This is a genomic window from Sphingomonas corticis (genome assembly GCF_012035195.1).
Classification (GTDB): domain Bacteria; phylum Pseudomonadota; class Alphaproteobacteria; order Sphingomonadales; family Sphingomonadaceae; genus Sphingomonas; species Sphingomonas corticis.
Genome location: NZ_JAAVJH010000011.1, coordinates 24,290 through 43,545, shown reverse-complemented (window position 1 = coordinate 43,545; position 19,256 = coordinate 24,290). Strand labels below are relative to the sequence as shown.

At 72.2% G+C, this 19,256-nt stretch carries 20 protein-coding genes; 6 read left to right on the top strand and 14 right to left on the bottom strand.

The genetic code is table 11. From position 1 onward, the window contains the following. Positions 1 to 76: 76 nt before the first annotated feature. The 6 genes from HBH26_RS15260 to HBH26_RS15235 all read right to left on the bottom strand — a co-directional run bounded on the left by HBH26_RS15260 (position 77) and on the right by HBH26_RS15235 (position 5,327). Positions 77 to 409: a PilZ domain-containing protein gene (locus HBH26_RS15260; protein WP_168135502.1), complete on the bottom strand. Its 333-nt coding sequence runs from the start codon at positions 407 to 409 to the stop codon at positions 77 to 79. A 466-nt stretch (positions 410 to 875) separates the two neighbouring features. Beyond that, entirely contained in the window at positions 876 to 1,244 is a 369-nt protein-coding gene (locus HBH26_RS15255; protein ID WP_239024840.1) for a tetratricopeptide repeat protein, read from the bottom strand. A 1,483-nt stretch (positions 1,245 to 2,727) separates the two neighbouring features. Then, the gene (locus tag HBH26_RS15250; RefSeq protein WP_168135501.1) at positions 2,728 to 3,156 is read right to left on the bottom strand and encodes an ExbD/TolR family protein; all 429 of its coding nucleotides are present in this window, start codon (positions 3,154 to 3,156) and stop codon (positions 2,728 to 2,730) included. Between the two features lie 37 nt (positions 3,157 to 3,193). Further along, positions 3,194 to 3,679, bottom strand: coding sequence for an ExbD/TolR family protein (locus tag HBH26_RS15245; RefSeq protein ID WP_168135500.1), 486 nt, complete (start codon positions 3,677 to 3,679; stop codon positions 3,194 to 3,196). Positions 3,680 to 3,806: 127 nt separating this feature from the next. Continuing rightward, positions 3,807 to 4,613, bottom strand: coding sequence for a MotA/TolQ/ExbB proton channel family protein (locus HBH26_RS15240; protein ID WP_168135499.1), 807 nt, complete (start codon positions 4,611 to 4,613; stop codon positions 3,807 to 3,809). A 45-nt stretch (positions 4,614 to 4,658) separates the two neighbouring features. Then, the gene (locus tag HBH26_RS15235) at positions 4,659 to 5,327 is read right to left on the bottom strand and encodes an energy transducer TonB (RefSeq protein WP_168135498.1); all 669 of its coding nucleotides are present in this window, start codon (positions 5,325 to 5,327) and stop codon (positions 4,659 to 4,661) included. Positions 5,328 to 5,555: 228 nt separating this feature from the next. Here HBH26_RS15235 and HBH26_RS15230 point away from each other — a divergent pair, with 228 nt between their 5' ends. Then, on the top strand, positions 5,556 to 6,434 hold the full coding sequence (locus tag HBH26_RS15230) for a hypothetical protein (protein ID WP_168135497.1): 879 nt from the start codon (positions 5,556 to 5,558) through the stop codon (positions 6,432 to 6,434). Here HBH26_RS15230 and HBH26_RS15225 read toward each other — a convergent pair. Together HBH26_RS15225 and HBH26_RS15220 are read right to left on the bottom strand one after the other, a co-directional pair. Next, a complete protein-coding gene (locus tag HBH26_RS15225; protein WP_168135496.1) occupies positions 6,409 to 6,783 on the bottom strand; it encodes a dihydroneopterin aldolase in 375 nt (124 codons plus the stop codon). The two genes, HBH26_RS15230 and HBH26_RS15225, sit on opposite strands and share 26 nt — an antisense overlap. Positions 6,784 to 6,797: 14 nt before the next feature. Next, complete coding sequence (locus HBH26_RS15220) at positions 6,798 to 7,430, bottom strand: glutathione S-transferase family protein (protein ID WP_168135495.1); 633 nt, start codon at positions 7,428 to 7,430, stop codon at positions 6,798 to 6,800. Between the two features lie 116 nt (positions 7,431 to 7,546). Here HBH26_RS15220 and HBH26_RS15215 point away from each other — a divergent pair, with 116 nt between their 5' ends. Further along, positions 7,547 to 8,050 carry a GNAT family N-acetyltransferase gene (locus tag HBH26_RS15215; RefSeq protein WP_168135494.1) on the top strand — a complete coding sequence of 168 codons (504 nt, stop codon included), beginning with the start codon at positions 7,547 to 7,549 and terminating at the stop codon, positions 8,048 to 8,050. Positions 8,051 to 8,054: 4 nt separating this feature from the next. Here the strand turns inward: HBH26_RS15215 and HBH26_RS15210 are convergent, their stop codons facing one another. Beyond that, the gene (locus tag HBH26_RS15210; RefSeq protein ID WP_168135555.1) at positions 8,055 to 8,495 is read right to left on the bottom strand and encodes a DUF983 domain-containing protein; all 441 of its coding nucleotides are present in this window, start codon (positions 8,493 to 8,495) and stop codon (positions 8,055 to 8,057) included. A 152-nt stretch (positions 8,496 to 8,647) separates the two neighbouring features. Continuing rightward, complete coding sequence (locus tag HBH26_RS15205) at positions 8,648 to 9,391, bottom strand: hypothetical protein (protein WP_168135493.1); 744 nt, start codon at positions 9,389 to 9,391, stop codon at positions 8,648 to 8,650. 309 nt (positions 9,392 to 9,700) lie between these two features. On the opposite strand from HBH26_RS15205, the gene HBH26_RS15200 reads away from it, so the two are divergent. The 3 genes from HBH26_RS15200 to HBH26_RS15190 are packed head-to-tail and all read left to right on the top strand — an operon-like array spanning position 9,701 to position 12,029. Further along, positions 9,701 to 10,273, top strand: a complete 573-nt coding sequence (locus HBH26_RS15200; RefSeq protein ID WP_168135492.1) for a DUF1285 domain-containing protein — start codon at positions 9,701 to 9,703, stop codon at positions 10,271 to 10,273. After that, positions 10,270 to 10,857, top strand: a complete 588-nt coding sequence (locus tag HBH26_RS15195; RefSeq protein ID WP_168135491.1) for a CoA pyrophosphatase — start codon at positions 10,270 to 10,272, stop codon at positions 10,855 to 10,857. Before HBH26_RS15200 ends, HBH26_RS15195 begins: the two co-directional genes overlap by 4 nt. Beyond that, a complete protein-coding gene (locus tag HBH26_RS15190; protein ID WP_168135490.1) occupies positions 10,851 to 12,029 on the top strand; it encodes a CCA tRNA nucleotidyltransferase in 1,179 nt (392 codons plus the stop codon). The genes HBH26_RS15195 and HBH26_RS15190 overlap by 7 nt, the downstream gene beginning before the upstream one ends. An 11-nt stretch (positions 12,030 to 12,040) precedes the next feature. On the opposite strand, the gene HBH26_RS15185 is transcribed toward HBH26_RS15190, so the two are convergent. The 3 genes from HBH26_RS15185 to HBH26_RS15175 form a co-directional block, all read right to left on the bottom strand. Beyond that, positions 12,041 to 13,600: a putative bifunctional diguanylate cyclase/phosphodiesterase gene (locus tag HBH26_RS15185; protein WP_168135554.1), complete on the bottom strand. Its 1,560-nt coding sequence runs from the start codon at positions 13,598 to 13,600 to the stop codon at positions 12,041 to 12,043. Between the two features lie 178 nt (positions 13,601 to 13,778). After that, positions 13,779 to 16,031, bottom strand: coding sequence for a DNA topoisomerase IV subunit A (gene parC, locus HBH26_RS15180; protein ID WP_168135489.1), 2,253 nt, complete (start codon positions 16,029 to 16,031; stop codon positions 13,779 to 13,781). Between the two features lie 47 nt (positions 16,032 to 16,078). Next, positions 16,079 to 16,966, bottom strand: a complete 888-nt coding sequence (locus HBH26_RS15175) for a LysR substrate-binding domain-containing protein (RefSeq protein ID WP_168135488.1) — start codon at positions 16,964 to 16,966, stop codon at positions 16,079 to 16,081. Between the two features lie 101 nt (positions 16,967 to 17,067). Here HBH26_RS15175 and HBH26_RS15170 point away from each other — a divergent pair, with 101 nt between their 5' ends. Beyond that, positions 17,068 to 17,229, top strand: a complete 162-nt coding sequence (locus HBH26_RS15170) for a hypothetical protein (RefSeq protein ID WP_168135487.1) — start codon at positions 17,068 to 17,070, stop codon at positions 17,227 to 17,229. Between the two features lie 140 nt (positions 17,230 to 17,369). On the opposite strand, the gene HBH26_RS15165 is transcribed toward HBH26_RS15170, so the two are convergent. Then, positions 17,370 to 19,199 carry a S8 family serine peptidase gene (locus HBH26_RS15165; RefSeq protein WP_168135486.1) on the bottom strand — a complete coding sequence of 610 codons (1,830 nt, stop codon included), beginning with the start codon at positions 19,197 to 19,199 and terminating at the stop codon, positions 17,370 to 17,372. Positions 19,200 to 19,256: the final 57 nt, after the last annotated feature.

Genomic DNA, 19,256 nt, shown 5'->3' with positions numbered 1-19,256 from the left:
TCCGCGCATAGCGGAAGCGGAATTCGAAGCAAATCGACGAGAGCGCAAGCGCGCCCCCCATCCCCTCCCCTTCGCGTCACGCCATCAGCAGGTCGGCCACGCTGATGGTGCGATCGAACTTCACGCCCGCCTCGCCGCCGCGCAGCCGCACCACGCGGCACACGATCGGTCCCAGCCGCGGCAGCCGCGCGGACAACACGTCGCCCACCTGCAGTGCCCCCGCGTCCTTCAGCAGCATGCCCGAGGCGGAGACGTTGCGCACCGGCGTGCGATAGGCCGGGGTGGTCGGCCCCTCGATATCGACGTCGAACGCCACCAGGTGCCGCTCGGCGCGCGGCGTGAGCGCGCGGCCGGCGGGCGAGGGTGCAGGGAGCGGGGCGGGGAAAGCGGGGGGGAGTGCGACGGTCATGCCCCCGTCATAACGCGAAAGGGTTCACAGAGACTTAGTCATACCCGCCAACCTTTCGCGCGGCGGCGCGGCGGCGCGGCGGCGCGGCGGCGCGGCGGCGCGGCGGCGCGGCTCGCCGCTGACGAACCCGCCGGCGAAACGGCTGCGCCACGATAGCGAGTGGCGAATGGCGTGGCACACCGCGCAAGGTGGGCCGACGGTGAGTACCGCGTCCGTGCGCAGCAGCGCCACGACCGGCCGAGCGTCGTCGCGGACGCACCCGGTCCCGTCCAGCGCGCAACGGCGGCGATCCGCGGACGGCACGACGCGTGGCCGGCGGCGCGCCTCATATGCTCCCGCAGGTCCGGTCTAACGCGCGCCTGCCGGTCGCAACGGCACGGCCACCTGCGGGCGCGAACGGCGCGGCCGCCACGATGGAGCGGACAAGCCTGTGGACGGCCCGGCCGGAGCCCGACCGGAGCCCCCGTCAGCGCGCGGCGACGCTCAGGTCGATCTGCGACAGGCCGCGGCGCGCCAGCTGGTGCGATGTCTCGACGCTGCCGTTGGCCAGTTCCATCGCCACCGGCTCGCGATCCAGCACGTCGGCGTAGAGCGCCCGCGCCTGCGCCGCACGATCGGTGCGTGCGTAGACCGCGGCCAGGTTCAGCATCAGCTCGGGCCGCTGCGGGAACATCGCACGCTCGCGCGTCAGCACCCGCTCCGCCTCCGCAAGGCTGCCGGTCGAGATGGCGGTGAAGCCGGTGCGCACCTGCGCCGTCGCCGGAACCGCCATCGCCGCGACGGCCACGCCGCCCATGATCCAACCCGTCACCCGCATCGCCGCCTCCTGCTTCATGACATCGCCATGACGATTATATGACATGAGTGTTTCACTCGGCCGTGGCTCGTGCAAGCGATTAATGAGGTCGACCGTCATGGAAATGACATTTATCCTGATAACAGCACCCGATCTACGCACCAATTGTTGCTTCGATGCCGCATATGGTGCGTAGAAGCAACTATACGATTAGCTGTAGCTGCCGCAACGGGAGCATTCCCCGCCCGGTGCATCTCGCAAGCGTCAGCAGTCCCGCGCCGAGACCCAGCAGATGACGAGCGCCGGAATCGCGACGGCGCGCGCCCGGATCCGTCCGGCGTCGTCGTCGACAGGTGGACAGACCGGCGCGTCGGATCGGCAACCCGCCCCCGCACGCGCCCCGCTTCCCCGGTGGATCGCCGGCCGGCAGGCGCATCACCTCGGCTGGATCACCCTTCGATGACCGCACATCAAGGAGCCAAGACCAACGGCACCACGGCCGGGTGACGCCGGCGAACGAGCAAGCGACTCGCGGCGTCTTCGGCCCCGACGCGGCGCGGCCGCCGTCTCGACCGGCCCGCTTCACGCCTCCTGCCCGATGATCGCGGTTGCGTAACCTGCGAGCCCATCAGCACCGACGCAGCGCCACTGCCCCCGATAGCACGCCACGCCGTGCGCCGATGGGCACCCCCGCTCCACGGTAGCCTCGATGGGAGAGGACGCTGCCCGACGATCGCAGGCGCAGGAGGGGCCGAGCGAGACGGGATCGCCGGCGGCGGCTGCCGCAGCGGCAGATGCTCGGCGTTCCGCGGAGCCGTGCTCGCCGGCCGGATCGGTCCACCCGCCCTCGACCATCGCCACGGTGGGTCGAGCGGCATGGCGTTCGCGCCGCCGCCATCGTCCGCCGCCTCGCGAAGGGAATCCTGTGGCCGGCAGAAACTGTCGATGGATGACCAGCCGACGGCCGCAGTCGCGCACCCGTCGGCGCACCGTCACCGAAGCCGCGGGGCGATCCGTGACCGTCGCCGCCGTCACTCCTCGCGTAACCGGCGGCCGCCGGTTCCCGCCGGCTTGGCTTGCGCCGCGCGCCCGGCGAGGTCGCGAGCGGGTCCACCGCATTCCCGTTCAACCGAGCCGAGCGCCGCAGATGCCGCCCCGTTCGCCCCACCGCCTCCGCCGAGAGCCGCGTGTCTCGCCGGAAGCGTCGGGCCGGCCGGACCGCGCTCATGCCGTATCCGGCTGCATCACCGGCGCCGACGGCGGCGAGGTCCGGCCGGGCCAAGTCTCACCGGCCTGAATCTGCCCGGGCCGGGCCGGCCATCGTCGCGGCATCGCGCCCTCGCTGGTCTCGGGCCGGCGCTCCCGATCTTGCGACATCCCGCCCCCGCTGCCTTCGTTGCGAGACACGGCGACCGCCGGGCACCGATGCCGCAGCGCCACCCCGTCCGAACGCGAAAGGGGCGGCGCCTCGCGGCACCGCCCCCTTCCCTGTCGATCCGCGCGCCGAGAGGCGCCGGGGTCTTCAGAAGTCCTTGTAATATTGCTCGTTGCCGACGAAGCCCAGCTTGGTCACGTTCGAGCGCTTGATGATCGCCAGCGTGGCGTCCACCACTTCGTAACGCGCCTGCGGGTCGGGCTGGAACTGCAGCTCCGGCTCCGGCGTCATCGCCGCCGACTGGTCGAGATACTGCCGCAGCAGCTGCTCGTTCACCGGGGCGCCGTTCCACGTGGTGGCGCCCGTCGCGTCGATCGCGATCTTGTTCTTGATCGGGTCCACCGGCGGCTTGACCGCATTCGGGTCGTTCACCGGCAGGTCGACCTTCACCGCGTGGGTCTGGATCGGAATGGTGATGATGAACATGATGAGGAGCACGAGCATGACGTCGATCAACGGCGTCGTGTTCATCTCCATCATCGGCTCGCCATCTTCGCTGCCGCCACTCATTGCCATGTCGTGATACTCCTGGCTTGCCGCGAGACCGTCGTCGTCACATCCGCTGCACGGCGGAACCCGCCGGCGGCTCGGAGATGAAGCCGACCTTGGCGAAGCCCGCCATCTGCATGTTGTAGATCGCGCCGCCGATGCAGCGCCACGGGGTGTCCACGTCGCCGCGGACGTGCGCCTCCGGCAGCTCCAGGTCGGGATTGCCGACGCCGCCCTGGCGCGCGATCTCCGCCTTCAGCTTGGCGACGGCGCGGTCCAGCAGCTCCTGCTGGTTCACCTTCGTCATGCCCCAGTAGACTTCGCAGTTGCCGCCCGCGTCCTTGCGGACCGACAGCGCCACGTTCTCCGGCTTCGTCGTGGTGGGATCGAACACCACGTTCGGCAGCTTCACCTGCACCGTCTGAATCACGACCGGAACCGCGATCAGGAAGATGATGAGGAGCACCAGCATGACGTCCACGAGGGGCGTCGTGTTGATGTCCGACAACGGCTTCTCGTCGCCTCCGGAACCGCCAACGCTCATTGCCATCGTTCGGGCTTTCCTATTCGTCGCTTACCGCAGGGCGGGGGCCGGTGGCGTCGTCGCCATCAGGCCGGTCCCGCCTGCGGGAGGTTGCGGGGTCGCCACCGCGGCGGCCCCGCCGATCCCCTTCGTCTTACGGGCGCGTCTGCACGCCGCCGGCCTGGCCCGCGGTCGTCGTCGCCGCCGCCGGCTTCACCGGCGCCTTCGGCGCGGCCGCTCCGCCGGTGACCGACGCGGGCTTCACCGCGCCGCCCGAGGCGAGATAGCCCAGCACGTCGTTGGAGAAGGCGCTGAGGTCCTCGGCGATCGCCTTGTTGCGGCGCTGCAGCCAGTTGTAGGCGAGCACCGCCGGCACCGCGACGACGAGGCCGAGCGCGGTCATGATGAGCGCCTCACCGACCGGGCCGGCGACCGCGTCGATCGACGCCTGGCCCGCCGCACCGATCTTGATGAGCGCGCGGTAGATGCCGATCACGGTGCCGAACAGGCCGATGAACGGCGCGGTCGCGCCCACCGTGGCGAGGAAGGCGAGACCGCCGCCCAGCTTCGAGTTGATCGCCGCTTCCGAGCGGGCGAGCGAACCGTGCAGCCAGTCGTGCGCCTCCACCGGATCCTGCAGCTTGGCGTGCTGGTCCTGCGCCTGCAGGCCGTCGTCGACGAGCTGCTTGTAGGCGGAGTTCTTCTCCAGCTTCGCCGAGCCCTCGCGCAGCGAGGTGGAGTTCCAGAACCCCTGCCGCACGCGCTTGGCCTGGTTGATGATCTTCTGCTGCTCGAAGAGCTTGGAGAAGAGGATGTAGAACGACACCACCGACATCAGCACGAGGATGGCGAACACGGTCTGCGAGATGAGACCGCCCTCGCGCAGCGCGGGGATGAGGCCGTACGGGTTTTCGCCCTTGGGGGCCGCGGCGCCGGCGGCGGCCAGGAGATTGATGATCATTGCGGTTCGAGTCCCTTTGAAAAGGTAGCTGTGACGAGAAGACGGTCAGTTCTGCGGCAGGCGCCAGGTCACGCGACGCGACTTGGTGGTCGCCATCGGGTTCCCTGCCTGGTCCAGCGCCGGAGTGTAGCGCGCCCGGCGCGTCAGCGCGCGGCACGCGGCCTGGTCCAGGGCGGACGATCCGCTCGACTGCGTCACGCGGCAATTCTCCGCGCGACCCTGCGTGTTGATCGTCCAGGTGATCGCCGTCGTGCCTTCCTCCTCGGCGCGGATGGAGCTCGGCGGATAGTCGTCCGTCGTGATCCAGCTCGCCTCGTCACCCTTGGCGCCGGCGGCCTTGCTGACCACGGAGGGGGCCGGGGGCGCAGGCGCGGGCGGAGCGGGCGGCGCGACCACCGGGGTCGGCACGAACACCGGCGGCGGCGTCGGCACCGTGGCGATCTGCACCGGCGGCGTCGGCGACTGCACGATCGGCGGCGGCGAGACCACCGGCGGCGGCGTCATCGGCACGTCCGGCGGCGGGGGCGGCGGCTCGTCCGGCGGCGGGGGCGGCGGCTCCTCGACGTCGAACGTGTTCAGCTTTTCAGCGGCCTTCTTCACGAAATTGGTCGCGAGACCCGTGACGAAGGCGTAGCCGAGGGCAACGTGGATCAGCGCGACGATCACCATCGCCCCGATCTTGCCCCCGCTCATCTTCTGGTCAGAATAGGCCATTCAGCAACGAAACTCCCTCATCCTGCGGCCCGGCGGATTACCGGGAGCGAGTCCCGGCCGAACGGTAAACCTTTCCGTAACGTCCGTATGGGTGAACGCGACAGAGACCGAGTCCTATCGCGCGCTCCTTGTGGACGCAAACGCTTTGTCGGGCGCAACAAACGTACAATCGGCGCGCGACAGAATTATTTCTGTATCGTTCAGGGGCGCTGGCGTAGCGAGCGGCGCATGACCCGCGTTTTCCTCTCGATTCCCGCGCTCCTCCTCCTTCCCTGCGGCCCGTCCGCGGCGCAGCAGCAGCCGGTCGCGGCAGCCGCCGCAGGCGCCGCGATCGCCTATGCCGACGTGGCCGACCTGGTCGTCGCCAGTCCGCTGGTGATCGACGCTACCATCCGTTCCGAAGCGCGCATCAAGGGCGCGGAGGCGGCCGGCGTTCCCCCCGGGCAGGCGCGCTTCTACGTCGAGGCGGACGTCGCGCGGCTGATCCGCGGGACGGAGGCGATCGCGGCCCGGATCGGCTGGCTGGTCGACGTGCCGCTCGATTTCCGCGGCCGTGCGCCGAAGCTGAAGAAGGCGCGCGTCCTCGCCTTCGCGCGCCCGGTCGCGGGGCGGCCGGGGCAGGTCCAGCTGGTGACGCCGGGCGCGCAGCTCGCCTGGTCCCCCGCCGCCGAGGATCTCGCCCGGCGCGTCGCGGCGGAGGTGAATGCGCCCGACGCGCCCCCGGTCGTCACCGGCGTGCGCAGCGCCTTCCACGTCCCCGGCTCGCTGCCCGGCGAGGGCGAGACGCAGATCTTCCTCGAGACGCGCGAGGGACGCCCCGCCGCGATCAGCGTGCTGCGCCGCCCCGGCGAGGAGCCGCGCTGGTCCGTCACGCTGGAGGAGATCTTCGACGAGAACGCCCGCGCCCCCGCGCGCGACACCCTGTTGTGGTACCGCCTCGCCTGTGCGCTGCCCGCCGCGCTGCCCGATCGCGCCACCGCCGCGCTGGAGCCGGCGCAGGCGGAACAGGCGCGCGCGGACTACGCCTTCGTCGTCGCGCAGCTGGGCCCCTGCCGGGGCTCGCCCGCCGCGGCGCCCGGTGTCAGCGGCGATGCCGGACCAGGGTGATGCCGATCGATTCGCCCGCCTCGGCGATGGCGAGCTTGACGATCTTCACCTTCACCCGGCGCACGCGGCGGTCCTGCAGGAACAGCGTCTCGGCGATGTGATCGGCCACCGCCTCGATCAGCGTAAAATGCCCCGCCCCGGCCAGCGCCGCGGTGGCGGCGTGCTTCAGGTCCAGGTAGTTCTTGCTGGCCGACAGCGGCGTGTCCGGCGCGAATCGGCGCGGCGCCTCCAGCAGCACGGTCAGCGCGATGCGCAGCGGCTGCGGCAGGTGCGTCTCCTCCGAATAGATGCCGGTCAGCACCGGCACCTCCAGGTCGTGCACCTCCAGTTCGAGCGTGTCGGCGTCCATCCGCGTTCCTCTCCTCAGGCCGCTGCGCTCGGCCGCGCGCTCGCCGCGGCGTGCCACCGCGCCAGCCCCGTCGCCTCCGCCGGCACCGCCAGCTTCGCCGCGCGCGCGAAGTCGATCGTCGCCAGCGCGGTGATGTCGGCGAAGCTGTAGCGCTCGCCCGCGATCCACTCCGCCTCGCCCAGGCGCGCGTCCAGCCCCGCGACGAAGCGCGCGAACATCGCCTGCGCCCGCTGCGTCAGCGCGGGGATCTGCGGAATGGCGGGCCAGGCGCCGGGCAGGCCCCGGTTCATGAAGGCGGGCGCGCGGTTGCGCAGCGCGTAGACCGCGGCGGCATAGCCCTCCGCCTCGATCCGCCGGGTCCAGTCCTCCACCCGCGCGATCTCCGCGGCGCGCGCGCCGAACAGCGGCGGATCGGGATGCAGCGCCTCGAAGAAACGGCAGATCGCGGCCGATTCGGCGATCACCTCGCCGTCGTCCAGCACCAGCGCCGGCACCGTGCCGCGCGGGTTGATCGCAAGATAGGCGGGCGACAGATGCTCGTCGCCACGCAGGTCGATCGTCACGCGCTCGACCTGGATCGCCTTTTCCGCCAGGTACATGCGCACCCGGCGCGGGCTGGGCGCCCAGGCGGCGTCATAGAGTTTCATCGGCCCCCCGGCCTTCTTCGCAGGCCATTTCGGTTGCGTTCGCGTCCCCTCCCGCTAAAGCGCGCCGCCGCGGGCGTCCATGCCCCAATGGGGCAAAGGGACGGTCGGGAGCGGCGATGGTGCGACTGGTCGGGATCGGAACGGTGGCACCCGCGGCGGTGGAGCGGCTGCTCGACCGTGCCTTCGGTACCGATCGCCACGCCCGCACCGCCTATCGCCTGCGCACGGGCACCGCCGCGATCGAGGCGCTCAGCTTCGCCGCGGTGGAGGACGGGTCGGGCGAACCGGTCGGCTCGATCCAGTGCTGGCCGGTCCGCTTCGCCGGGGACGACGGGCGCGACGTGCCGCTGGTGCTGGTCGGCCCGGTGGCGGTCGCGCCGGAACGGCAGCAGGCGGGGATCGGCCGTCGGCTGATGGCCGCCAGCCTCGCCGCGGCGGACGCGCGCGGCGACGTGCTGATGCTGATCGGCGACGCCGACTATTACGGCCGCTTCTTCGGCTTCACCGCCGACGCGACCGCGGGCTGGCGCCTGCCCGGTCCGGTCGAGCGCCACCGCCTGCTCGCCCGCGGGCCGGGGGTGCCTAGCGGCCCGGGCGCGATCGGGCCGCGCCCGGCCTGACCGGCTATTGGTCGAAGTCGCCGCGCTCCGTCCCGTGCAGCCGCGACCACAATTGCCGCGTCCCCGCCTCCTGCGCGCGGTTGACGTATTGCGAGGCGACCAGCCAACCCTTGATCGGCCGCAGCGGCAGCAGCGTGCCCGCCGCCATGAACGGCACCGACGTCAGCAGGTGGACCCAGGCGGGAGGATCGAACGCCACCTGGATCCACACCACCAGCGCGATCAGCGGCAGCGCGATGATGCACAGCGAGAAGAATGCCGGCCCGTCGTCCGGCGCGGCGAAGCGATAGTCGAGTCCGCAACGCTCGCACCGGTCGACGATCTTCAGCCACGACCGGAACATCCGCCCCTCGCCGCAGCGCGGGCATAGCCCCTTCCAGCCGCAGCGCAGGATCCAGCGCAGCTTGGCCTGACCCTCGGCGGCGTCGGTCACGTCCTTTTCCATCGCACCGACATAGGGATGCGCCACGCGATGGGGATGGGGCAAATTGACCCACCCAGGTGATCGCGCCGGCGCTTTTCGCCCCGCTCAGTCCGCCAGCCCCATCAGTCCGCCAGCCCCATCAGTCCGCCAGCCCCATCAGTCCGCCAGCCCCATCAGTCCGCCAGCAGCGCGTCCACCGACCCGCCGTTCCGCCGCAACGCCGCCGCCACCTGGCGGCGCCCGTCGTAATAGGCGAGCACCGGCGCGTGCGGATCGCGCGCGCGGATGCGCGCCTCGTCCGCGGGATCGATGCTGGTCTCGCCCGCGACGGCATCGGCATAGCCCTCGCGCTTCCATACCGGCAGCCGCGCCGCGCGCCACTCGCCGATCCGGCGCGCGACCAGCAGGTGGACCGTCTCGTGCGCGATCGTGCCCGACAGCGTGCGCGTGCCGCTGATCGCGGCGCCGTTCGACACCCGGTCGCGCGCCACGTCGCTGCGGTTGAACAGCAGCACGTCGGAGAACGGCCGCCGCAGCGCCACCGCGCCGTGCAGGTTCAGCGCCAGCAGCCGCCAGCGCCATCCCCCGTCCGTCAGCACGATCTGCCGCCGCAGGCCGGGTTCGTCGATCGGGCTTGCGGCCAGCAGCCGGTCCGCCCGCGCGAGCACCGGCACGATCGCCGCGCCGACCGGGCGCTCCGCGTAGACCGTCGTCGCCCCCACGTCGACGCGATAGGGAAAGGCGAGCGCGGCGGGCACCTTCAGCACGACCAGCGCGGCGAGCGCCAGCACGGGCAGGACACGCACGCCCCAGCGCCCTCCCAGCACGATCGCCGCGAGACGTCGAAAGCGGGCGGGCGGGCGTGTTCGGAGCGGCATGGCCGCCAGCATGGCACCCGGCGTCCGTGCCTTCAACATCGTCCGCCACTCGCCTCGCTGTCCTACGGCGCGGGCCTCTGGCATGTCCGGCCGATGCCTTGCGCTTTCGCCTCTTCGTTCGACCCCGCCGTCGGCCGTCGCGCCGGCGTCGCGTCCAGGGAGCGTGCCCGGCGCGCGCCTGCCGCGCGCCCGTCGCGCCGCTGCCGCGTGGCTGTCGCCTCGGCGTCGCGTCCATGCCGCCTCGCCGGCGCGTCCGCGCAGGTTCCGCGCCGGCGCCTCAACACCCTCAACATTCGCGCGACCGCCCCACCCTTTACCGCGCCTCTCGCCGCGCCTACCTGCGCTTCCATGCCGATGGCACCCCCGCCCGATTTCGACACCCTGACGATCGCCGACATCGCGCGCCTCGCCGATTCGGACCGCCTGCCCCCGGTCGAGCGCTGGAACCCGACGCATTGCGGCGACAGCGAGATGCGGATCGCGCGCGACGGCACCTGGTTCCATCAGGGCTCGCCGATCGGCCGCGCCGCCATGGTGAAGGCGTTCAGCCGCATCCTGCGGCGCGAGGGCGACGGCGGCTACGTCCTCGTCACCCCCGTGGAGAAGCTGGACATCGCGGTGGAGGACGCACCCTTCCTCGCGGTCGAGATGAAGCGCGACGGCGAGGGCGAGGCGGCGACGCTCGCCTTCCGCCTCAACACCGGCGATCTCGTCACCGCTTCGGCCGAGCATCCGCTGCGCTTCGAGGAGACCGCGGACGGCCCGCGGCCCTATCTGCACGTCCGCGGCACGATCGGCGCCGGGCTGGAGGCGCTGGTGACGCGCGCGCTCTACTACGACCTCGCCGAGATCGCCCTGTCGGGCAGCGGCGACACTCCCGGCGTGTGGAGCGCCGGCGCCTTCTTCCCGCTCGCCGCATGACGCTGGCCGAGCGGCTCGCCGCCGCGATGACCGCGCCGCACGACACCGCGCCGCTGCGCGGCGACCGCGACGATTTGCCCCCTCACGACGCGCTCACCGCCGCCGCGGTGCTGATCCCCGTCACCGACCGCCCGCGCCCCGGCGTCATCCTGACGCAGCGGACGGAGACGCTGCGCCGCCACGCGGGGCAGGTCGCCTTTCCCGGCGGCCGCGTCGATCCCGGCGAGGATGCCGTCGCCGCCGCCCTGCGCGAGGCGGAGGAGGAGATCGCGCTTCCCCCCGCCGCCGTGGCGGTGATCGGCACCGGCGACCTGTACCGCACCGGCACGGGCTACTCGATCACGCCGGTCCTCGGCGTCGTCCCGCCCGACCTGCCGCTGGTCGCCAGCGAGGCGGAGGTGGCCGCGGTGTTCGAGGTGCCGCTCGACTTCCTGCTCGACGCCGCCAACCATCGCGAGGGCCGCGGCATGTGGCAGGGGCAGGAGCGCCGCTTCGTCGAGATGCTGTACGAGGATCGCCGGATCTGGGGCGCGACCGCGGGGATCATCGTCAACCTCTCGCGGCGGCTCGCGAGCGGATGGTGACGCACCTGCCCGACGCGGCGTGGCGGCACCGCGCGGGGCTCGACCGCCTCGTCGCCGCGCTGGGCGCGGGCAACGCGCGCTGGGTCGGCGGCGCGGTGCGCGACACGCTGCTCGGCCGCGACGTCTCCGACCTCGACCTCGCCACTTTGCTCGCGCCGGAGGAGGTGATCCGCCGCTGCACCGACGCGGGCATCCGCACCATCCCCACCGGCATCGCGCACGGCACCGTCACCGCCGTCTCCGCCGGGACGGTGGTGGAGGTGACGACGCTGCGTCGCGACGTGTCCACCGACGGCCGCCACGCGGTGATCGCGCCCACGTCCGACTGGCGCGAGGATGCGGCACGGCGCGATTTCACGATGAACGCGCTCTACGCCGATCCGGCGACGGGGGAGGTGTTCGACTGGTTCGGCGGGCTCGCTGATCTCGCCGCCGGGCGCGTCCGCTTCATCGGCGATCCCTATCAGCGGATCGCCGAGGACCATCTGCGCATCCTGCGCTTCTTCCGCTTTCACGCGCGCTTCGGCGACGCGATCGACGGCGACGGGCTGGAGGCGTGCGCCGCGCGCGCCAACGACCTGATGGCGCTCAGCCGCGAACGGATCGCGGCGGAATTGCTGAAGCTGCTGGTCGCGCCTGCCGCGGTGCCCGTGGTGGCGCTGATGGCGGCGCGCGGCATCTTCCGACCGGTGCTGCCCGAGATCGACGGGGCGGGCGTCGCGCGGCTCGCCACGCTGGCGGAGCGCGAGGCGGCGGCCGGGATCGCGCCGGACGCGGTCCGCCGGCTTGCCGCGCTGGTGCCTGCCGCCGCCGCGGAAGCGGTCGGCGCGCGGCTGAAGCTGTCGAACGCGGACCGCCGCCGCCTTCTCGCCGCTACCGCGGGCGCGGGCGACGAGGGGCCGCGCGCGCTCGCCTATCGCGTCGGCGCGGAGATCGCGCGCGACCGCCTGCTGCTGGCGGACGCGGACGTGGCGCCGCTCGCCGGCTGGACGCCGCCGGCGCTCCCGCTGTCCGGCGGCGCGCTGGTGGCGCGCGGGCTGGCGAAGGGGCCGGACGTGGCGCGCGCGCTGAAGGCGGTGGAGACGCGCTGGATCGCGGAGGGCTTCCCCGCGGCGGCGCGCGTCGAGGAGCTGGCGGACGAGGAGGTGGCCAACGCGCTGACGGGCCGGTGAGCGCCCAGGGCCTAGCCGTTGCGCTCCAGCAGGAAGGCGTAGGCCGCCTCCGCCTCCAGCGGCCGGGCATAGGCCCAGCCCTGGCCGTAGGTGCAGCCCAGCGCCGCCAGCGTCTGCCCCACCTCGACCGTCTCGATCCCCTCGGCCACCGTCGCCATGCCCAATGCCTGCGCCAGGGAGAGGATCGCACGCACGATCGCCACCTTGTCGCGGTCGTGCAGCATGCCGGTCACGAAGCTGCGGTCGATCTTCAACAGGTCGATCGGCAATTTCTGGAGCGAGGCGAGGTTGGAATAGCCGGTGCCGAAATCGTCCATCGCGATCGTCGGGCCCAGCGCCTTCAGCGACATCAGCACCCGTGCCATCCGCTCCGGATCGGCGATGATCGCGCTCTCCGTCAGCTCCAGCTTCAGCCGTCGCCCGGCGAGCCCCGCCTGGTCGAGCGCGCGGCCGACCACCTCGGCGATGTTGTCGCGCTGCAGCTGGATCGGCGACAGGTTGACCGCGACGGACACGCCGCAGTCGCGGCCGCGGCGCTGGTCCCATCCCGCCAGCGTCCGCGCCGCGGTGTCGATCGCCCAGCGGCCCAGCGGCACGATCAGGCCCGATTCCTCGGCGACGGGAATGAAGCGGACGGGCGAATAGGCGCTGCCGCCCTCGTCGGTCCAGCGCGCCAGCGCCTCGAACGATTCGACCCGGCCCGTCGCCAGGTCGCAGATCGGCTGGAAGACGAGGTGCAGCTGGTCGTTCTCGATCGCGCGGCGCAGCGACGTTTCCATCGCGAACTCCTCTCGCGCGGAATCCAGCGCCTGCGTGCTGTACGCCTCCGCCGCCTTGCTCCCCTTCGACTTCTTCATCGCCACCTGGGCGTGGCGGATCACGTCCTCGGCGACGCGGGTATCGTTGCCGCCGAAGGCGATGCCGATCGCGCAGCCGATGCGGATCTCGTAGTCGCTGAGGCGGAACGGCGTCGACAGCGCGTGGTGGATGCGGCGCGCGACCTGGTCCGCCTCCTCGTCCTCCTGGTCGATCGCCAGCAGGATCCCGAACTCGTCGCCGCCGGTGCGCGCCAGCACGTCGCGCCCGCGCAGCGCGCCCTTGATGCGGCGGGCGACGGTGATGAGCAGCTCGTCCCCGGTCATGCTGCCCAGGCACGCGTTGAAGCGGCTGAACCGCTCCAGGTCGATCATCAGCACCGCCCAGCGATGCGCGCCCTCGGCGATCATCGCCTCCAGCGCGTCGGCGAACCCGCCGCGATTGGGCAGGCCGGTCAGGCTGTCGGTCGCCATCTCGCGCCGCAGCGTGTCCTCCGTGCGCACTTCCGCGGTCTGGTCGACGAACGAGACCAGCGCGACCGGCTCCACCCGGTAGGCGAGCCGCGCGAAGGTGACGCGATAGTGGCGCCGCTCCACCGCGCCGCCCGCCTGCCAGTCGGCCTCCCGCCGGGCCGCGCCCGATCGCAGGAACGCGGCGATCGCCTCGTCCAGCCCGGCCTCTCCGGCCAGCCCGGCGCGCGCGAACGGGCGGTTGCACACCTCGTGCACCAGCCGCTCGCCGGACAGCCGCGCCATCACCGCCGGGATGGGGATCAGCTCCAGCGCGCCCTCGCTCGCGGTCAGCCCCGGCGCGACGACGCGCGGAAGCGGCGAGGCTTCGTCGGAGAGGAAGGCGGGCGATTTCACGCCTCCGCTCTAAGCCGAAGGCGTTAACAGCCCGCTTACGCCGGTCAATTCCTTACAATTTGCGCCGCTAAAAACGATTGTCGCGCGGAAATCCGGTTGGCGGCATCCGTCCGGCCGCCCCGCGCGCGGCGCGCCACGCGGACAGGTCGCTCTCCGTCCGCACCCGCCTGCTGCCCCCGCCCATCGCCCAGCTCAGCCCGTCGGCCATCACGAAGGTGCGCGCATCGGCCAGGCCGCCGTCGCGGTAGCGCTGCAACTGCACCCCCTGCCCGCGCGACAGCTCCGCCAGGTCGACCAGCGGGAAGACGAGGAACTTGCGGTTGTCGCCGATGACGGCGACGTAATCGTCTCCGGGCGCGATCGGGCGGACCACCGCCAGCCGCGATCCCGCGCGCGGGGTCATCACCGTCTTGCCCTTGCGCGTCTCCGCGATGACGTCCGCGGTCGGCACCGCGAAGCCGCGCCCGTCGCTCGCCGCCACCAGCAGCCGGGTCGCGGTGCGCGCGGGCAGCAGCGCCACGATCGGCACGCTGCCGTCCAGGTCGATCGTCGCGCGCACCGGCTCGCCGAAGCCGCGCCCGCCCGGCAGCTTGTCGGCGGCCAGCGTGAAGAAGCGGCCGTTGCCCGCTGCCAGCAGCAGTTTGTCCGTGGTCTGCGCGTGGAAGGCGAAGGCGGGGCCGTCGCCCTCCTTGAACTTCAGCGTCTCCGCCGCGGAGAGATCGACATGGCCCTTCATCGCGCGGATCCAGCCGCGCTCGGACAGGATGACGGTGATCGGCTCGCGCTCGATCATCGCCTCCAGCGGGATGTCGCGCGTGGGCGCCGCCTCCTCGATCGTCGTGCGCCGCCGGCCCAGCGGCGTTTCCGCGCCGTAGCGGTCGCGGATCTTCGCGAAATCCTTCTTCAGCCGCTCGCGCTGCTTCTTCTCGCTGCCGAGCAGGGCGGTGAGCGACGCCTGCTCCTTCTCCAGCGCCGCCTGCTCGCGCGTCAGCTCCATCTCCTCCAGCCTGCGCAGCGAACGCAGCCGCATGTTCAGGATCGCCTCGGCCTGCCGGTCGGTCAGCCCGAACTCGGCCATCATCACCGCCTTGGGCTCGTCCTCGGTGCGGATGATCTCGATCACGCGGTCGAGGTTCAGGAAGGCGACGATGTAGCCGCGCACCAGCTCCAGCCGGTCGGCGATCCGGCCCAGCCGGTGCTCGGTGCGGCGACGCAGCACCACCAGCTGGTGCTCCACCCAGGCCGTCAGCGCCTCCGCCAGGCTCATCACGCGCGGCGTCCGGTCCTTGTCCAGCACGTTCAGGTTCAGCGGCACGCGCGTTTCCAGGTCGGACAGGCGGAACAGCCCGTCCATCAGCACCTGCGCGTCCACCGTCCGGCTGCGCGGCTCCAGCACCAGCCGGATCTCCGCGTCGCTCTCGTCGCGCACGTCGGCCAGGATCGGCAGCCGCTTGGCATTGATGAGCTCGGCGATCTGCTCGATCAGCTTGCCCTTCTGCACGCCATAGGGAATCTCGCGCACGACGATCTGCCAGCCGCCGCCCTTCTCCCGCTCCACCTCGTAGCGCGCGCGCACGCGGAAGCCGCCGCGCCCGGTGGCGTAGGCCTCTCTGATCGCGGCGGGCGGATCGACCACCAGCCCGCCGGTGGGGAAGTCCGGCCCCTGCACGAAGGCGAGCGGATCGGCGGCGGGGTCGTCCACCAGCGCGATGGCGGCGTCCAGCAGCTCGGCGGCATTGTGCGGCGGGATGCTGGTCGCCATGCCGACCGCGATCCCGGCGGCACCGTTGGCGAGCAGGTTGGGAAAGGCGCCCGGGAACAGCTCGGGCTCCTGCTCCTCGCCGTTGTACGTCGGGCGGAACGGCGCGGCATCCTCGTCCAGCCCGTCCATCAGGTCGATCGCGACCTGCGTCAGCCGCGCCTCGGTGTAGCGATAGGCGGCGGCATTATCGCCGTCGATGTTGCCGAAATTGCCCTGCCCGTCGACCAGCGGGTAGCGCAGCGCGAAGTCCTGCGCGAGGCGGACCATCGCGTCGTAGACGGACTGGTCGCCGTGCGGATGGTATTTGCCGATCACGTCGCCGACGACGCGCGCGCATTTCTTGTAGCCCGCGGCGGGATCGAGCCGCAGCAGCCGCATCGCCCACAGCAGGCGGCGATGCACCGGCTTCAGCCCGTCGCGAACGTCGGGCAGCGAGCGCGCGGTGATCGTCGACAGCGCGTAGACGAGGTAGCGCTCCGAAAGCGCGCTGTCGAACGGCGCGTCGAACACGCCGACCGGGGGATTGTCGGGCGGCAGGATGGGTGCGTCGGTCGCCATTCCCGCGGCCTAGCAGCGCGCGGGCATGTTCGCCAAGCGTTCCGCCGCTACGCGTCCTTGCGCATCTCGGCGAGCAGCCAGTCGCGGAAGCGCCGCACCTTCGCCACCTTCGCGCGGGTCTCGGGATAGACCAGCCAATAGGCGTAGCCGCGGGTCGCGGTCCGCGCCGACAGGCGCACCAGCCGTCCCTCCGCCAGATCGTGCCGCCAGAAGAACGGGGTCAGCAGCGCGACGCCCTGCCCCGCCATCGCCGCGTGCCCCTCGTGCGCCTGCGAATCGAGCCGCACGCCCGGCCGCGAGGCGTGGTCGGGCGCCGCCACCCCCTCGCCCGCCAGCCAGTGCGCCCACCACGGATCGTCCGCGTTGATGAGCGGCAGGCGCGGCAGGTCGGCCGGCGCGATCGCGCCGCCCTGCGCCGCGAGAAACGCCGGCGAGCACATCGGCGTGAAGTCGATGTCGAGCAGCCTGGTCGCCGCCAGCCCGGGCCAGCCGCCGCGACCCGACCGGATCGCCACGTCCACTTCCTGCGCCGCGAAGTCCGCCAGCGCGTCGCTGGTCAGCAGCCGTACCGCCATCGCCGGGTGCGCCAGGTGGAAGCCGCCGAGCCGCCACACCAGCCAGGTGTTGGCGAAGGTGTTCGACGTCGACACCGTCAGCACCGCCTCGTCCTCCGCGCGGATTCCGGCGAAGGCGGCGTCGATCGCGTCGAAGGCGGCAGCCAGCTGGGTGCCCGCGCGCCGCCCCGCGTCGGTCAGCACCACGCGCCGCCTCTCGCGCCGGAACAGCGGCAGGCCCAGCCGCTCCTCCAGCAAGCGCACCTGATAGCTGACCGCCGCCTGCGTCATCCCCAGCTCGGCGGCGGCGACGGTGAAGTTCTCGTGCCGGGCGGCGGCCTCGAACACGCGGACGGCGGCGAGCGGCGGGATCGAGCGCATGGCGATCGATAAGCCACGCTTGTGACCTTACCGCAACGCTTTGTTGGCGGCGCGGACGCGGCGGTGCGATCTTGCGTGCAGCACAGGAAGAGGAGGCAGTGATGAACACCGACTTCGAGAGCGCCACCTTCGCCCGCCGCCACGGCGACTGGTCCGCCGCGGTCCGCGACGCATGGCACACGGTCGCCGTCAGCCTCGCCGCGCTGCACCGCCGCCAGTTCGATGCGCCATGGAAATCGCGTGGGACCCGCCGGGTGGCGTAGGCCCACCCCTCCTCACGCCGGGCCTGTCCCGGGCTCCATCGCGCCGCGTTCCTACCCGCTTGTCGGGTCATGGCACCATGGATGCCGGGACAGGCCCGGGCATGACGGAGAGATGACTCGCTTCTCGCGCAGCCGCGCGCCTATCGCTTCGCCTGCGCCCAGGAGACCGCGTTCGCCGGATGGATCACCGCCAGCTCGCCCTCGCGCGTTGCGGTGGTCGTCAGTCCCTCGATCAGCTGCGCGGGCGTCAGCCGCGGCGCCACCGCCAGCATCTGCGCCGCGACCCGCGCCGTCTCGGGCGAGGCGAAGGAGGTACCCGACGCGCGCATCCGCATGCCCCCGATGCCGCGCACGCGGTTGCCCTCGCCCAGCGCGTAGAGCCGAACGTTGCGACCGAAGGTGGTGAAGCTGGTCGGCTTGCCGGTGATACCGGTTGCCCCGACGACCAGCAGGTTCGGCTCCTTAAGGCTTTGCGGCACCGCCGCCAGGATCTCGTCGCTCTGGTCGCTATTGCCCGCGCCCGCGATGAACAGGATGTCGGGACAGGCGCGGATCGTGCGCTGGAGCAGCGCGGCGACGCGGCGATGCATTGCCTGCCCCCGCGCCCGCGCTCTGGCCGTGTCGGTCTCCAGCCCGCGTGCCAGCAGCTTCTCCGCGATCTCCACCGCATCGGACTTCCAGCTCATGTTGACGACGCGCACGCCCGCGCCGCGCAGCCGCGTCGTGGCGGCCGGCATCGCCGCTTCCCATCGCGCCAGCCCCTCCTCGTCCAGCGCGATCGGCTGGGGATCGTCGCCAAACGGCGCCAGCTGGAAATCGTACAGCCGCACGAAGGGCGCACCGTCGGCGATCAGGCTGGCCACCCAGGTGCCGTGGTTGAGGCCGAACACCTCGACATAGGTCAGCGCGTCCTCGACCTGCTCCGCCGGCGTCGCCTCGCGCGATCGCTGGGCGAACAGCCGCGCCTCGGGCGTGTCGTCGCCGAAGCCCAAGTCGCGCTCGCCCTTCATCAGCGTCAGCTGCAATGCCAATCGCGGCGCCAGCGCGGCACTCACCGGCTCGTTGACCCGTGCGGTGGGACGCAGATACGGGTCGTAGGTCGGGCCGAAGATGTCATCGACCACGCCGTTGCGATCATTGTCCCTGCCGTCGAACGGCTCGGCCGGATCGTGCGCCAGCTGGCCGGGGAAGATCGAGACGTCGTACCCCGCCTCCCACACCGCCACCGTCACCGGCTTCGCACCCGCCGTGGCCGCGGGGGGCACCGCGCGCGCCGGCCAGATGTCGGCGGGCTTCGTGCGCGCATCGTCCAGCCAGGCGCGGATCGGCGCCGACAGCGCCTCGCGGCAGCGCGGCAGCAATGTCGCCTCCATCCGGATCCGCGCGATCGTCAGCGCCGCGGACATCGACAGCGATTTCTGCGCCGCCGCCTCCCCATCCTGCCCGATCGCCAGCGAGGCGGCGTGATAACCGGGGCTGACGGCCTGCAGCAGACCGTTGTAGGCGACCACGTCGTCGCGCACGACCATGGGATCTGCCGCGGCCAGCGTCTCCTTCACCGTCCGGGCGGCGGCGGTGCAGTCGCCCGACGAGACCGCGTCCTGCAGGAACCAGCCGATCGCCTGCGTCTGCGGCTTGGGCGCGACCGCGCGCGCCTCGCGGATGAGCCGGCGCGCATCCGCCCGCCGCCCGTCCATCAGTGCGATCGCGGCCAGGTTCACGCGCAGCCGGGTGGCGATGGCGGGGTCCTCGATCCGGCTCTCCGCCAGCACCCGCTCCGCATCGCGGCGCGCGCGCGGGATGATCGTGTCGCGGAAGGCATCACCCAGGTACGTGGCGCTGGGCAACGCGTCGTAGGGATAGCGCTCGGTCGGCAGGTCGGCGTCGGACCGGATCACCTTGGGCTGTGCCGCCGCGTCCGCACCCACCAGCGCCAGCGACCACATTAGCGCCACCCTCGTCCATCCCATGGTCCCGCTCCCCCCAGATCGGATCGCCATGCTCCCCCAGCGACCGGGCGGGGGCAA